Source organism: Streptomyces antnestii, assembly GCF_004005495.1.
GTDB lineage: Bacteria > Actinomycetota > Actinomycetes > Streptomycetales > Streptomycetaceae > Streptomyces > Streptomyces antnestii.
Genome location: NZ_RZYA01000019.1, coordinates 26,072 through 40,182 on the forward strand (window position 1 = coordinate 26,072; position 14,111 = coordinate 40,182).

General features: G+C 69.8%; 17 protein-coding genes and 1 pseudogene. 8 read left to right on the forward strand and 10 right to left on the reverse strand.

All coding sequences use genetic code 11. The features are described 5' to 3' along the window. Positions 1 to 17: 17 nt before the first annotated feature. Positions 18 to 1,220, reverse strand: a complete 1,203-nt coding sequence (locus EOT10_RS30565; protein ID WP_127831610.1) for an ROK family transcriptional regulator — start codon at positions 1,218 to 1,220, stop codon at positions 18 to 20. A 201-nt stretch (positions 1,221 to 1,421) separates the two neighbouring features. Then, positions 1,422 to 2,204 (reverse strand): SDR family NAD(P)-dependent oxidoreductase, encoded by a 783-nt coding sequence (locus tag EOT10_RS30570; RefSeq protein WP_127831611.1) that lies wholly within the window; start codon positions 2,202 to 2,204, stop codon positions 1,422 to 1,424. Between the two features lie 156 nt (positions 2,205 to 2,360). Between EOT10_RS30570 and EOT10_RS30575 the strand changes: the two genes are divergently transcribed. Beyond that, a complete protein-coding gene (locus EOT10_RS30575; RefSeq protein WP_127831612.1) occupies positions 2,361 to 2,948 on the forward strand; it encodes a TetR/AcrR family transcriptional regulator in 588 nt (195 codons plus the stop codon). Positions 2,949 to 3,117: 169 nt separating this feature from the next. Further along, positions 3,118 to 3,606 carry a hypothetical protein gene (locus EOT10_RS30580; RefSeq protein ID WP_127831613.1) on the forward strand — a complete coding sequence of 163 codons (489 nt, stop codon included), beginning with the start codon at positions 3,118 to 3,120 and terminating at the stop codon, positions 3,604 to 3,606. Between the two features lie 80 nt (positions 3,607 to 3,686). On the opposite strand, the gene EOT10_RS30585 is transcribed toward EOT10_RS30580, so the two are convergent. Both EOT10_RS30585 and EOT10_RS30590 read right to left on the reverse strand, forming a co-directional pair. Then, entirely contained in the window at positions 3,687 to 3,992 is a 306-nt protein-coding gene (locus EOT10_RS30585) for a cupin domain-containing protein (protein ID WP_127831614.1), read from the reverse strand. Between the two features lie 340 nt (positions 3,993 to 4,332). Further along, complete coding sequence (locus EOT10_RS30590) at positions 4,333 to 5,070, reverse strand: dienelactone hydrolase family protein (protein ID WP_127831615.1); 738 nt, start codon at positions 5,068 to 5,070, stop codon at positions 4,333 to 4,335. Between the two features lie 270 nt (positions 5,071 to 5,340). Here EOT10_RS30590 and EOT10_RS30600 point away from each other — a divergent pair, with 270 nt between their 5' ends. Together EOT10_RS30600 and EOT10_RS30605 are read left to right on the forward strand one after the other, a co-directional pair. Then, a complete protein-coding gene (locus tag EOT10_RS30600) occupies positions 5,341 to 5,913 on the forward strand; it encodes a GNAT family N-acetyltransferase (protein ID WP_127831617.1) in 573 nt (190 codons plus the stop codon). Positions 5,914 to 6,021: 108 nt separating this feature from the next. Further along, positions 6,022 to 6,903, forward strand: coding sequence for an alpha/beta fold hydrolase (locus EOT10_RS30605; protein WP_127831618.1), 882 nt, complete (start codon positions 6,022 to 6,024; stop codon positions 6,901 to 6,903). Positions 6,904 to 6,984: 81 nt separating this feature from the next. On the opposite strand, the gene EOT10_RS30610 is transcribed toward EOT10_RS30605, so the two are convergent. After that, positions 6,985 to 8,490, reverse strand: coding sequence for an FAD-binding oxidoreductase (locus tag EOT10_RS30610; protein WP_127831619.1), 1,506 nt, complete (start codon positions 8,488 to 8,490; stop codon positions 6,985 to 6,987). A gap of 218 nt (positions 8,491 to 8,708) precedes the next feature. Then, positions 8,709 to 9,923, reverse strand: coding sequence for an FAD-dependent oxidoreductase (locus EOT10_RS30615; protein ID WP_127831620.1), 1,215 nt, complete (start codon positions 9,921 to 9,923; stop codon positions 8,709 to 8,711). Between the two features lie 163 nt (positions 9,924 to 10,086). Here EOT10_RS30615 and EOT10_RS30620 point away from each other — a divergent pair, with 163 nt between their 5' ends. From EOT10_RS30620 to EOT10_RS30630, 3 genes are all read left to right on the forward strand, one after another. Next, positions 10,087 to 10,404 (forward strand): CBS domain-containing protein, encoded by a 318-nt coding sequence (locus tag EOT10_RS30620; protein ID WP_127831621.1) that lies wholly within the window; start codon positions 10,087 to 10,089, stop codon positions 10,402 to 10,404. 182 nt (positions 10,405 to 10,586) lie between these two features. Next, the gene (locus EOT10_RS30625) at positions 10,587 to 10,811 is read left to right on the forward strand and encodes a DUF5133 domain-containing protein (protein WP_127831622.1); all 225 of its coding nucleotides are present in this window, start codon (positions 10,587 to 10,589) and stop codon (positions 10,809 to 10,811) included. Positions 10,812 to 10,896: 85 nt separating this feature from the next. After that, positions 10,897 to 11,091 (forward strand): cold-shock protein, encoded by a 195-nt coding sequence (locus tag EOT10_RS30630; RefSeq protein ID WP_127831623.1) that lies wholly within the window; start codon positions 10,897 to 10,899, stop codon positions 11,089 to 11,091. Positions 11,092 to 11,122: 31 nt separating this feature from the next. Here the strand turns inward: EOT10_RS30630 and EOT10_RS30635 are convergent, their stop codons facing one another. Then, on the reverse strand, positions 11,123 to 11,314 hold the full coding sequence (locus EOT10_RS30635; protein ID WP_223281304.1) for a hypothetical protein: 192 nt from the start codon (positions 11,312 to 11,314) through the stop codon (positions 11,123 to 11,125). Positions 11,315 to 11,650: 336 nt separating this feature from the next. On the opposite strand from EOT10_RS30635, the gene EOT10_RS42185 reads away from it, so the two are divergent. Beyond that, complete coding sequence (locus EOT10_RS42185) at positions 11,651 to 11,911, forward strand: UDP-N-acetylglucosamine 2-epimerase (RefSeq protein ID WP_223281305.1); 261 nt, start codon at positions 11,651 to 11,653, stop codon at positions 11,909 to 11,911. A gap of 194 nt (positions 11,912 to 12,105) precedes the next feature. Here the strand turns inward: EOT10_RS42185 and EOT10_RS42190 are convergent, their stop codons facing one another. The 3 genes and pseudogenes from EOT10_RS42190 to EOT10_RS43220 form a co-directional block, all read right to left on the reverse strand. After that, entirely contained in the window at positions 12,106 to 12,213 is a 108-nt protein-coding gene (locus tag EOT10_RS42190) for an HSP20 family small heat-shock protein (RefSeq protein ID WP_262985451.1), read from the reverse strand. A 753-nt stretch (positions 12,214 to 12,966) separates the two neighbouring features. Then, a pseudogene (locus EOT10_RS30650) lies at positions 12,967 to 13,437 on the reverse strand (TCP-1/cpn60 chaperonin family protein); the annotation flags it as partial. Further along, positions 13,326 to 13,796, reverse strand: a complete 471-nt coding sequence (locus EOT10_RS43220; protein WP_431313341.1) for an Rv1733c family protein — start codon at positions 13,794 to 13,796, stop codon at positions 13,326 to 13,328. The pseudogene EOT10_RS30650 and the gene EOT10_RS43220, both read right to left, overlap by 112 nt. Between the last annotated feature and the right edge of the window lie 315 nt (positions 13,797 to 14,111).

Genomic DNA, 14,111 nt, shown 5'->3' on the forward strand with positions numbered 1-14,111 from the left:
GTCGCGATGCCGCGGTGTCACCACACGCCCAGCTCGCCCGAGAGGACGAGGCCGGCGGCGCCGAGCAGGATCAGATCGGAGTCGCCGGCCAGCGACCGCATGGTGAGCGCGGCACTGATCGGCGCGTATGTACGGGCCCGGACGGTCGCGGCGGCGGACTCCAGGAAGGGGCCCTCGACGAGGTCCGGCGGGCCGAGCAGGGCGATCTCGTTGAGGTTGAGGACGCTGGTGATCGGGGCGAGCGCGATGCCGAGGGCCCGTCCTGCGGCGGCGAGCACCTCGGCCCGCCCGGCCGCGTCCCGGCCCGCGAGGCGTGCGCGCAGCTCGGCCGCGTCGATCAGTGGTTCGAGGCAGCCGCGGTGCCCGCAGACGCATGGCTCGCCGTCCTCGACGACCGTCACGTGCCCGATCTCACCGGCGGCGAACTGCTCGCCCTCGACCAGTTCGCCGCCCACGATCAGGCCCGCGCCCACGCCGTGCTCGATGGTGATCACGATGAGGTTCTGTGTCTTCGCCTCACGGAAACGCAGTACGGCGAGCGCGGCCGCGTTGACATCGTTGCCAATGTGGGCGGGGACCCCGAAACGCGCGGAGAGCCGGGCGGCGAGCGGCAGTTCGCGCCAGCCGAGGTGTCCGGCGTAGTGGATCACGCCGCCGTCGCCGACGATGCCGGGCGAGCCGACGCCGATGCCGAGCACCCGGCCCGGCGCCAGCCTCGCCAGCTCCTCCACCAGCTGGATCACGCGCTCGGCGGCGTCTTCCCCGACCGCGTCCGCGTAGGGCATGCGGGCCCGTGCGACGACCTTGCCCCGCAGATCGAGGACCGCCCCGTCGAACTGGCCGTCGGCGGACAGGTCGAGGGCCAGGATGTGTGCCGCGCTCTCGTCGATCACCATCAGGTTCGCGGGCTTGCCCGGCCGGCTGCCCTTGCGAGGGCCGATGTCCGCGAGGAGCCCGTCGCCCTCGAGATCGGCGACGAGGGTCGACACGGTGGGTGCGGTCAGCCCGACGGCGCGGGCGATCTCGGAGCGGCTCATCGCGCCCCGGTGATAGAGCGTCGACAGGACCAGGGCGCGGTTGTGGACCCGGCTGTCCGCGGCGCTCGCCTTGGTCCGCTCGGCCGGCCGCCGGCGAGGGACGCCCGGTGCTGCGGCCGGTTCCGCGGACGGTTCCGCGGACGGTTCCGCGGACGGTTCCGACGACGGGGACAGCTCGGCCACAGGGGATGCCTCCGATTAAGTAAATACCCTTTAGTTAAAGGAGTTTGGATATCGTCGGGGGGTGCGGACGGCGCCGTCAAGAGGTGTGCGCGTACCAGATCCTCGGAGCGTGGCACGCGCCGCCGGTCGAGTTGTGGCGGCGCGGAGGGGGCGCTCCAAGAAGGCGCGCCCCGACCGAACGGGCAGTCAAGGAGCCACTGCCTAGGCGGTCTTGACCGCTCCGCCGTCGATGAGGTGGTCGGCGCCGGTCGTCGCGGCGGCGAGTGGCGAGGCGAGGTAGGCGACGAGGGCCGCGACCTCGTCCGGTTCGACGAGTCGATTGACGAGCATGCCCATCGCAGACGGCAGCCCGGCCACGAGCTCGGCGTGAGGGACACCCATGGACGCGGCCAGTTCCGCGCCGTAGCCGGTCGGGCTCTCCCACATGGCGGTGCGGACCGGCCCCGGCGAGACGGTGTTCACACGTACACCCTGCGCGCCGAACTCCTCCGCCAGTGCCTTGCCGAACGCGGTGAGCGCGGCCTTGGCCGTCGTGTAGGCGATGGGCCCGCCGTGCGGGACGCGGGCGCCCATGGAGGACACGTTGACGATCGAGCCGCGGGTGGCCAGCAGGGCGGGCATGGCGGCGCGGGTCACTCGGACGGTGGCGAAGAAGTTCAGGTCCACCACCTCGGCCCACTGGTCGTCGCTCACGTCGAGGAAGCCGCCGTTCAGGCCGCCGTCGCCGCCGCCGACGTTGTTCACCAGGATGTCGATGCCGCCGAGTTCCGTCACTGCCTCGGCGACCAGGCGCTCGGCTCCGGCGGGATCGGAGAGGTCCACGGCGATGGGTTTCACGCCGTCAGATTCCAGCTCCGGCGTGACGGTGCGGGCGGCGCCGATGACACGGACACCTTCGGCGGCCAGGGCCTGGACGACGGCCAGCCCGATACCGCGGCTGGCGCCCGTGACCAGGGCAGTCTTGCCGTTCAAGTGCAGCTCCATGGTGCTCCTCCAGAGGTAGATGCGTCTCTAGTGACGCAGAGAGGCTATGACTTGCGACATTGATGTTGCAAGTATCCATGGAGTCGCTACATGGCCGTACTCCGACGTACTCTCGTGAGGTCAGCACCCATCACCGGCCGGAAGGGATCCGCCTCCATGGCGCTGCCTGCCTCCACAAAACCGCTGCGTGCCGATGCCGAGCGGACGGTGCGCACGATCCTCGAAGCCGCCGAGCGGGTGCTCGCCGCGAACCCGGCGGCGACGATGGAGCAGATCGCCGAGGCCGCGGGGGTCGCGCGGACCACCGTTCACCGACGGTTCGCGTCACGGGAAGCCTTGATCACGGCGCTGGCCGCATGGGCGACGCAGCGGTTCCATGACGCCGTCGAGGCCGCCCGGCCGGACACCGCCCCGCCCGCCGTCGCGCTCCACCAAGTCACCGCGAACGTACTGCGCGTCAAGATCGGATGGGGCTTCGCGATGGGCGCCCTCCCGACCGACGCCCCCGAGGTCGCGCGGGTGCACGCCGACGTACTGGCCCAGTGCGAGCGCCTGTTCGCGCGCGCCCGCGACGCGGGTCTGCTCCCGGCCGACGCCGACCTGGACTGGGCGCGGCGCGTCTACTACGCCCTCATCCACGAAGCCGCGGCCCAATCCCCGGACACCGACGCCGCCATGGACGCTCTCGCCTCGCGGGTCGTCGACACGTTGCTGCATGGCGTGGGCAAGCCGGCCACTCCCTGACCCGAATCATCGACAAGGGCCTCCGGCCCACCCGACGGGCTTGCCGGTCTCGGATCCGGAAGAGGCTCGGCGGTCTGGTCAGTGCATCCCATACCCCTCACAATCATGCAGAGGTCGATGCGGCGGGGCGGGGGCGCACAGCATGCAGTGGACCGGTTCGGTCGAAGCGTTGGGAACGGCTGTCGGCGGGCTCGCCGCGCTACTGGGTCTGGGAGCGGTCATCGTGCAACTGCGGCACCTCACCGAAGGAATCAGGTCCTCCGCTCGCAGCGCGACCTACGACGTAGGCGTCCAGATCAAACTCGTACTCCTGGAGCACCCTCAGCTGCGCCCCTTCTTCTTCGACAACGAGGCGGCGCAGCCCGACCACCCCGAGGCCAGTCGCATCGCCTCGCTCGCCGAGTTGTACTGCATGTACTTCCAGGAGCTGGTCAGCCAGGGCGTCAACGTCTCTCCCGAAAACAGGACGGCCTGGCACAACCTGGTGACGTCGATGTACCGGACCAGCCCGCCCATCCGCAGCCAGCTCGCGCGTCACCTCGATTGGTACTCGACCGAGCTGCGCGCGGTCATCACCCGCATCCAGGCCGCTGGGACCACCCAGTCAATCGGAACGCCAGGAAGTGCTGACAGCAACCCCGCCCGCACCGCCGGCTGACGCGCTCGAGGCCGACTTCGCCCCGGACTCGCCCGTCCGCACCTGGACCGAGTACCCGGCCAAGGCCGCCTGAAGAGCCGTTACTCCTCCGGCAGTTCCACGATCACCAACGTGCCCCGGCTTCCGGGGCGGACCGCGTGTGCGGTGTTCGCCGCCACCATGAACAGCTCGCCCGCCCGCACCGACACCGGCATGCCGGCCACCTCCAGCTCCAGCCGGCCGTCGAGGACCAGCAGAGCTTCGGCAGTCCCATGGCACTCTTCCTCGACCGGCAGCCCGTCCATGCGCAGTACCTTCACGCAGGCCGCCCCCACCATGCCCAGCTTGCGAGAGCTCCACGCCTCCGGCAGACCGGCCGCCGTCTCCGCAAGGTTGATCGCACTCACACACGCCTCCTCACGGACCCGGTCGGTCATGCCGAAACGGGCCCGCACATAAAGATCAATGGATGCCGTGAAAGCTACCTGACCAGGGAAAACAAGTGGTCGACCGTTTCGCAAAGCCTGTCGCCAAGTCGCTGGGTCGCCGGGTCCAAGGCGAAGCCATTCATCTCCGCAGCGCCTCCGCCCCCTCCTGTGGGCCCAGTTGATGGAGGCGCTGGTGGCCGAGCGCGGTGATGGTGCAGTTGGCGGCCGCCGCTCATCGAGGAAGGTCTGGGCCCGTCCTCGATGAGCGGCGTCCTGGCCGGCGTCGCCTACCGACTGCTGCCGGTCTGACGGCCCGGCCTCACTTCAGGTGGCGGGCGAAGAACTGGGCCGCGGCGTCCCCCGCGAACTGCGGGACGCCGGTGTGCCCGCCCATGTTGGCGTGCAGCGTCTTCTCCTTGGAGCCGAAGGCGTCGAACAGGTCCAGGGCCTGCTGCCGGTCGTTCCCTTCGTCGTCCCACTGCAGCAGGACGTGCAGCGGAATGGTGACCTGCCGGGCCTCCTCGAACAGGGCACGAGGCACGAAACTCCCGGCGAACAGAACGGCGGCCGAGATGCGCGGCTCGACCACCGACAGCCGGGTTCCGATGGAGATCACTCCCCCTGAGTATCCGACCGGGCCGCCGATCGCGGGCAGCGAAAGGAGGGCGTCCAGGGCGGCCTGCCATTCCGGGACCGCCTTTTCGACCAGCGGGAGGACGAGGCGGTCCACGATGTCCTCGCCGACCGGCTCGCCGGCCTGCAGCGCCCGGCGCAGGTCGGCGCGGGCCGCTTCCGCGGCGGCGGAACGGGGCCGGTCACCGCTTCCGGGGAGCTCGATGGTGGCCGTGGCGAAGCCGTCCGCCGCGCAGTGCCGGGCCCGGCCCACCAGTCGGGGGTACATCTTGTCCAGTCCACCGGGGTGGCCGAGCAGGATCAGCGGCGCAGGTGTGGATGCGGATGCGGATCCGGGCGTCCACAAGGTGCCGGGGATCTCGCCGAGGGTGAATTCGCGCTCGATGACGCCGTCGTCGAGGCGCTGTTCGGAAGTGAAGTGCATGATCGTGCCTTTCGGGAGGGCTCAGATACGGCGCTCCCGGACGACCTGCCTAACGTCCGACCGTGACCCCGGAGGGGAGCACCCATGTCGATACTGCGTTCACGGGTACCACCTCCTCGTTCTCTCGCACGGCCTCGGGAAGATTAGCAGCGGGCGCTGTGGTCCTCGCAACGGGTTTTCCGCGTCCGGGTCGCCACCTCGGACGTGAGGGCCGGGCAGCATCGGATATTCGGTGTTCTGCCCGCCCCCTGAGGACACAAGATGGTGCGCATGACTCTGGCCACCCCTGTGTTGCACACCGCTCGCCTGCGACTGCGACCCTTCGCCGACGCCGACGCGGACTCCCTCTTCGCACTGCACAGCAGCCCCCACGTGATGCGCTACTGGGACTCCCCGCCGTGGACCGAACGGGCCCGGGCCGAGCGCTTCATCGCGATGTGCCGGAAGATGGCGGACGAAGGCACTGGAGCGCGGGTGGCCATCGAGCGCGCTTCTGACGGGGCCTTCGTCGGCTGGTGCGGTCTGGTCGAATGGAACCCGGACTACCGCAGCGCGTCGTTGGGCTACTGCCTCGACAGCGAGATGTGGGGCCACGGCTACGCAACGGAAGCCGCGCGCCCCTTGGTGCAGTGGGCGTTCGACACGCTGGACCTGAATCGAGTCCAGGCCGAGACCGATACACGCAACGTGGCATCCGCCCGGGTGCTGGAGAAGATCGGATTCGTGCGTGAAGGGACGCTGCGGGAAGACTGCGTCGTGAACGGCGAGGTATCCGACTCATGGGTGTTCGGGTTGATCAGGCGGGAGTGGCAACCGTCAGCCGCGCCGATCCCGGCCCGTTGAGCGGACGTTGAGTGAGTCCGGCGGTCACGGGCGGAACCAGAGCGGGATGTGCAGGTCACGTGCCCATATTCGGGTGCGCCGCATGGTCGGTCGTGGCAGGCTCCGGGTATGTCGATCATTGACGTGTCTCCCGAGGTGTCCATCGCGTACGAGTGTTTCGGCGACCCTGGGGATCCCGCTGTTCTGCTCGTCATGGGGTTCGGTGCGCAGATGCTCGCCTGGCCCGAGGGGTTCTGCCGGGCGCTGGCGGAACGTGGCCGTTACGTGATCCGGTACGACAACCGCGACTGCGGGTTGTCCACCAGGTTCGACGATCACCCCGTCGACATGGGCGAGTTCATCGCCGCCGTGAGCTCGGGCGACATTCCGGCCGCCCTCGCGATGGTTCCCTACCGCCTTGTCGACATGGCCGACGACGGCCTGGGTCTGCTCACCGCGCTCGGCATCCAACGTGCCCACGTGGTCGGCGCCTCCATGGGAGGAATGATCGCCCAGACGATGGCCCTCTCCTCCCCGGAGCGAGTGCTGACCCTGACGTCGATGATGTCCTCGACCGGCGAGAGTGAATACGGCCGGCCCAGCCCGGAGGCGCAGGCGGTGCTGTTCAGTCCGAAGCCCGCAGACCGCGAGGGGTACGTCGCGGCGGCGGAGAGGGAACTGGTGTGGGCCTCCAAGCGATACCGCGACCCCGCGGTGGTGCGCGAGCTGGCCGCCGACAGCTACGACCGCGCCTACTACCCCGCGGGGATCGGCCGGCAGCTCGGCGCGATGATCCTCAGCGGTTCACGCGCCGATGGACTCCGCGGCCTCCGGACGCCGACGCTGGTGATCCACGGCCTGGACGACACGCTGATCGACCCCAGTGGCGGGAAACGCACCGCGGACCTGGTGCCCGGCGCAGAGCTTCTGCTGATCCCCGACATGGGCCACGACCGCCCGCGCGAACTCTGGCCCAAGCTCATCGACGCCCTGGTGGCACACATCGGCTGAGCTGGTGACGACACCTCAACTGCCCTCTGCCTGCCTCCCGTTGTCGAGCACGCCCTCGGCCGGCCGTTCTCATAGCCGGAGTCAGCTCCTGCCGATGGACTGGGCGTAGCGGAACAGGCCGGCGGGATCGTAGCGGCGCTTGACCTCGACCAGCCGCTCGTAGCCGGCGCCGTAGTAGGCGCGGCGCCAGTCGCGCAGGTCGGGGTCGGGGAAGTTGACGTAAGCCGCTTCGGTGTCCAGGCGGTGACGCAGCAGCCGGTGGGCGGTACGGGTCTGCGCCAGCAGGTCGTTCACCGCGCCCGGCGCCGTCCCGGGCCGCCAGTGGGTGCCGATGTCGATGACGTACGTGGCGTCGCGGTGCGCGTAGGCGGTCTCGCCCCGGCCGGGAACGTCGCTGGTGCCACCCATGGCGAAGAGCGTCACGTATCCGGTCGCCTTCGCGGCACCGGGGCGCCAGGTGCGGGTCCATTCGGCGATGTCCGCCACGGTGTCGGGGCTCAACCACCGGTCGGGGACGAGGGACTTGGAGGCGTAGCACTCGTTCGCGCCGGGTTTCTCCATGAGGTGGTCCTGCGCCGACCAGAATCCGCGTTCCTCGATGAAGGTGCGTGTGGGGCGCAGTGTCAGCAGCGGGGCGAGGAGGCGCCGCAGTGCGTCCTCGGGGCCGATGAACTGGCCGAGCACCCACAGACTGGTGGTGCCGTCTCCTGTGTGTTTGAAGCCGACGCGCACGTCGAAGTCGCCCGCGCCGTCCGCCGCGAGGATGTCCTGGACTTCCTCCACGACGTCCACCGCCGGCGTCAGGCTGAAGGTGAGGTCGAAGACGGTCGCGCGCAGTCGCCCGACGGGCACGGCGTCGAAGCTGAAGGCGGTGTTGATGCCGAAGTTGCCGCCCGCCCCGCCCCGGCAGGCCCAGAACAGGTCGGCGTTCTCGTTCCCGGCGGCCCGCACCAGGGTGCCGTCGGCGAGCACGACGCGGGTCTCGGTGAGCCGGTCACAGGTCAGGCCCCATTTACGGTCGTTGAAACCGAGCCCGCCGCCGAGCGTGAGGCCCGCCACGCCGACGCCGCCGCAGCGTCCGCCGGGAAAGTACAGATTGGCGTCACGGGCCGCGTAGACGTCGGAGTTGGTCGCCCCGCCGCCCAGGTGGAGGCTGCGGCCCTGCGGCGTCACCGTCTTCATGGCCCGCAGGCTGATGACGAGTCCGGTGGTGGTCGAGTAGCCGGCGTAGTTGTGCCCGCCGGAGCGCGGAGCGAAGGGCACACCGTGCTTCGCGGCCCACCGCACCGCCTTCTGCACATCGCGTTCGGTGGCGCACGCGACGATTCCCGCCGGCCGGACCGCGGCGTACCGCTGGTTGTCGCCCGTGGCGTGGGCCGGGTAGCCGGGCTCACCGGGCCGGTAAAGGCGGGCGGCGGGGCTCAGGCCGCGGCGCAGCTCCCGCCACGCGCCCGCGTCGGCGCCCTGCCCGGCGTAGGCCGTCTCGGGGGCGGCCGATGCCGAGCCGGTCCCGTATCCCTGGGCGAGCGCGGCCGCGCCCGCCACCGCCGCGCCTCGGCGCAGGGCGGCTCGTCGACTGATCTGCACGATGTGCTCTTTCCTGCCGCGTTGTCGGTGCGCACGCCTGGCGGACGCCGGGCTGACCAACCATCAGCCGTGGCAGGACGGGCACATGCCGTGACACTCCGAAAGACGATCATGGTTCACGCAGATGCGGACGACACGCTCGCGAGGTTGAGAACCGGCGGCCCGGCCGACTGGCCAACTGGCCGACCGGGCCGTGCCATCGCCCTGGGCGGGGGCGGTCAGGAAGGCTGGACCTCGTCGAAGAGGGCGAGTGCCTGGGAGGGGTCCGGGCTCACGAGGCGTTCCAGGCCGGCCATCGTGATGTCCGCCCACCTGCCGGCCCGTGCCCACATCCGTTCCTCGAAGGCGCGGACGGCATCGTCCAGTTCTCCGGGGCCGGGGGCGGCGGCGATGGACTCGGCGAGTTCGGCGCCTTCCAGCATCGCGAGGTTCGCGCCCGCCCCCAACGGGGGCATCAGGTGGGCGGCGTCACCCAGAAGCGTCACCCCGGAGACGTGGGCCCACGTGTGGGAGGCGGGAAGGACGTAGAGGGGGCGGTGGACGAAAGCCGTGCCGTGGCGCAGGAGTTCGAGGACGGGAGCGGCCCAGCCGTCGAACCGGGCCAGCAGGCTTGATCGCACCACCTCGACGCCGGCCAGGTCCAGGTCTGTGGGCCGGTCCAGACGTGCGGGCTGGTCCAGACGTGCGGGCTGGTTCAGGTCTGTGGGCTGGTTCAGGCCCGACTGCCCGTCCGGGTTCGCGTGCTGGTCCAGCGGCTCGCGGAACTGGGCGTGCACCTTGACGTGGCCACCGCTGTTGCGCTGGGCGACGATCGCACGGTTCACGCCGTACACCGCCACGGAACCGTCGCCGACCAGCCGGGCGAGGTCGGGGTGACGGGTGTCGATGTCGTCCAGGGAGGTCTCGACCGAGGTGACGCCGGTGTACTGCGGTGTCGCGGACGAGACCGTGGGGCGGACCCGGGACCAGGCACCGTCCGCACCGATCACGAGGTCGTACGTCTCCTGTCGCCCGTCCGCGAAATGGACCACCACGCCGTCCGGGGTCTCCGGCACCACCTCCGTCACGCCCCGCCCCCACTGCACCTCCACAGGCCCGAGCAACAGGTCACGGAGTTGCCTGCGGTCGATCTCGGGATTGGCCCGGTCGCCCGGTCGGGGTTGCCAGTCGCGGAGAACGGTCCCGTCGGTGTCCAGGATGCGCATGGCCTGCCCCTCGGGACGGGACAGCGCCTGGAACTCCGCGAGCAACCCCGCCTTCTCCAAGGCCAGTTGACCCAGCCCCTCGTGCAGGTCCAGCGTGCCGCCCGCGGGACGGGCGTCGCGGGCGGGATCGCGTTCGAGGACGGTGAAAGGGTGACCGTGACGGTTCAGGACGCGGGCGAGGGTGAGTCCGGCGGGGCCACTGCCGATCACGGCGATTCGGGGTCTCATGTCGATACAACGTACGGCCCCTCACCGAGCCGGTCCCTCCGTTTGCCGGTTTAACGGATGTCGTGGTCGGGGTGGGTCCGGTCGGTTGCCGCCGTAGACCTCATCGCCCGCGACCCAGCCCACACGGTGCGTGGCCGCACGGACATGGCATTCGGTCCTGCCGTTGCTGGACTTCGAAGGCCGACCCAGCGGGGTCGTACAACTGCGCGGCCTGACCGGCATGACGTCCGGCGAGCAACAGGCCCGTCTGGTACGGGACCTCGCGACGCCCGTCTCCCAGTGCACCCTCGCGGCACCGGGCGAGCAGGTGACCGAAGTCCTGTCACGGCTCGGCACCGGCGGCGGGCTGCCCGTCCTGGCCATGGACGGAGGTCGCCTCGACGGCATCGTCACCGCACACGACATCGAACGGCGCTACCAGCGACACCAGGGGACGAGAGCACCCGAATACGGAGCGGGCCGCCAAGAGATCACCACGTAGGGCACCGTCGGCGAGCACCCTGCACCTCCAGCTCGTGCAGACCGTGTCGTCGTGCACGAAGCAGGATTTCCGGCGATCAACGCAGTCCACCCGCGCCACGGCCTCGGGATGCGGCAGGCTCCGACGGCTGCGACCGTGGATGAAGAGTTCACCCGGATCGGCGAAACGGACGGGAGGCGGCCATGATCACGGCCCACCCTTCGCTCCTGCGAGAGCTGATCGAACGCTGTGAAACGCTCCGGCACCGCCTGGCCGCTCACCACAGCGCCGAGACCGCCCGCCAGCTTGAGGACGCCACCTACACACTGTGTGTGATCACTGGCACCCACCAGCTGGACACGGCGCTGTCCGCCGCACACCGGCAGATGACCGGTTCCATGAAACGAGAACAGCCACTCCGCCACTGAAATGCGGCGGCACCGCTCGCGGCACTCAGACGCCTTCCCAGGCTGCGGGGGGCCAGAAATCCTTGAGCGAAGGAGAATCTCAACCATGGCTGAAGGCAGAGTTGAGGTCTGGTATTCGGAGGCGGGCCAGGGGTTCATCCGGGACGACGCAGGCGACGGGCTGGACTTTTCCTTGGATGACCTCTTGAACCCTGACGAGTCCCTGACTCTGCGCCAAGGGGACAGAGTCGAATACAGAGTCGAGGAAGGCACGCACGCGACCGCGGTCGAGAAGGCCTGACCAGGGAGAGAGCCAGCCGTCGGATCCCGGCTCACCGTGCGCAGCCGACATCCAGTATTTCGACCACATTGCCGTGGGCTGTGTAGATGAGCCAGCACCACTCGCCGAACGCCGCTTTCAGGTTCTGGGCCTGGGTCGACGTGTCCTTGCTCACCGCGTAGAGGAGCATGATGATCTCGTCGCGTGCCCCGTCCGGCACGTCGGAGATCACGTTGGCCACCATTTGGAGCATTACGACTTGCATGGCGTGCCCCCACATACGGGTGGGACCAGCGCAGTCGGCGCAGCTACTCACGCCGCCCCGCTCAACTAACGAGTGTAGGCCCACCTGTCCGCCCGCCACAGAGGCTGTTCAGCCGGGGGTCGGCATCGACGTCAGCATGGTGCGGTCCGATCCCGCCCGGCCTGGCGTCATCATGGCGAGCATCCACGCACACCCACGGAGCGGCCAGGAACACGAGCTACTCACCCGGCTCGATGGATACCGGGCCGGGGTGCCACCCCTTGGCGACAGCGACGGCCGGGCCTCATTTCACCCGGCAAGGCAGCGGCCGCCCTGGTGCACGGCGGCTGGTGTCAGGAGCACCGGCCCTTTGGCACACCGGTGCTCGTAACACCAGAGAGTGCCGAGCGCATCGAGGGCCTGGAATCCGGCAGTGCCGTCCTGGCGGGAACCGACACCCGCCGCATCGTCAAGGAAGCCACCGCCGCCCTCCTCTCCACCCCATACCGGCAGCGGGTGCGCTGCCCGCACGGAGACGGGCACGCCGCCGAACGGGCCGCTGCCGCCTGCGTCCGGTTCCTGGAGACAAGTCTGTGACACGGTCGGCCGAGGATGGCGATCGGTGCCAACGCGCATGCCCCGGCAACCGCGGCGACGGTCCTGAGTGCGGCGTCAGCATCTTCGTGTCCTGCCTCTCCCTCTGCGGCGACGGCTTGGCCGTCGCACGGCAAGTGGGAGTACCGCGGCCCAGAGGGGCCTGCCGTGCGACGGTTTCGCGGCACGCACCGAGGTCAGCACTCGGTGATCTCGATGTGCCGCGACTTGGTGGCTTGCACCTTGGGCACGGTGACGGTCAGGACGCCGTCGTGCAGGGTCGCGTTGACCTTCTCCGACTTCACATCGGCGGGCAGGAGGCCTGGTACTCGAAACGGCCGGTGCGGCGGGCGCGGTGGCGGCGCCTTCCAGCAGCCGGTTCATACGCTCGAACAGATCCTCGACTCGGCGACGATGGGCTCACCCTCATCCGAAGCCGGGGAGCTACCTCTCCAGCAGGCTGCCGGGCCGACGTCGTACGAGTAGCGTCATCGCGGATCACCTCCGCGAGAGCGGGTCATTCGGTCACTATCAACCGCAGGTGATCGCCTGTGCATGCCGCCCTCGTCGCAGGCAATGCCCAGGCGATCGATGAACGCCGGCTCGTTGTACGCCAGGACCCGCTGCAGCTGCTCCCGCCACTGCGTGTAGTGCACATCTGCGTCGGGGCGTTGTGGTGTCACGCCAGATCAACGAAAGGTGGCAGACAGGAGATGTCGGCCGGACGGGCAGAGTCTCGACTTCGGTTGCGGCACCTGGCCGCGGGCGTCGGCCGGGCGCCGCGGGATCACCCTTCCCTCCTGACCTTGACCACCAAGGCGTTCAGATGAAGATCAGGTGGGTCACTTTTGATACGCGTCGTCAGAGGGTCCGAGTTCCGTGCAGCAAGGCCCCGGCAATTCGACGATGCGTGGGAGAGATACTCGAGCCGCGAATGGCGCCCCTCGTGCAAGGTCAGATTGAGAACGGACGGCATTGCAATCTGCCCGAGCAGCAGTAGCTGCACGGGCAGAAGAGGGGGCGGCAGGCACCAGGACGCGCTCGTGCCCCGAGCGCCATCAGAATTCGGCGCCGGCTCCCGCGGCGGCCGGTTCCTTCTCCTCCTCCGGCTTGTCGGCGACGACGGCTTGGGTGGTGTGGAACAGCCCGGTGATGGACGCGGCGTTCTGCAGGGCGGAACGGGTCACCTTCGCGGGGTCGATGATCCCGGCGGCCAGCATGTCGACGTACTCGCCGGTGGCCGCGTCCAGGCCGTGGCCGGCAGGGAGGGCGCGGACCTTCTCCACCACGACACCGCCTTCCAGGCCCGCGTTTGCGGCGATCTGCTGGAGCGGGGCGGCCAGCGCGCGCCGCACCATCTCCACACCAGTGCGTTCCTCGTCGTCCACCAGCTCGTCGAATGCCACCTCGGACGCCTTCAGCAGGGCCACGCCTCCGCCGGGGACAATGCCCTCCTCGACAGCCGCCTTGGCGTTGCGCACGGCGTCCTCGATGCGATGCTTGCGCTCCTTGAGCTCCACCTCGGTGGCCCAGTCACCCGTGTCCCAGTGCGGTCGCTGGACGGCACCTGCGTGTGGCCCGTGCGCGCGGAGCCGTCCGGTGCCGTCCAGCGGACGGTGGCCCGGACCTGTGAAGTCCCCCGTGTCCGGTAGCTCTGGGCCTCGGCCCGCTCCCCCGTGACGACGGCCGTCACCTTCTGCCGCTCGGCGCGCTCCTGGGCGATCAGGGAGACGACGGCGCCCGCCGTCACCACGCCCGCGATCACGCCGCCCACGACGGCGATCAGCCATGCGATCAGTACGACCCAGGCTTCGATGACGTCACTCCGTCGCCGGAGCGGGTTGCGCCGAAACCGCCACCATCGCACCGTCGTACGACGTGTCCTCATCACCCGCCGGCACACCTCCTCGGGGGAGGAAAGACGGCTCTCCAACCAGTGTGCTGCGCCTGTGGACTTGCCTGACGGTCCTGGCGGCAGCACCGGCTGGGCCGGTACCACAGATGGCGCTCACTCACCGATGTCGTCGATGTCGCGCGCCGGACGTACGCAGTCGCCCGAGCTGCCCTTACGCAGGCCCATGAGCCGGGGCATTCGGCTCAACGCGGGTGCGCGACAGCGCGGAGCGGTCGGGCGGGCGGATGCGGGAGCGTCTGTTTCGGGGCACGGTGGGGGTGGGGGGCGGAGCCGTATTCCGGCCGATTC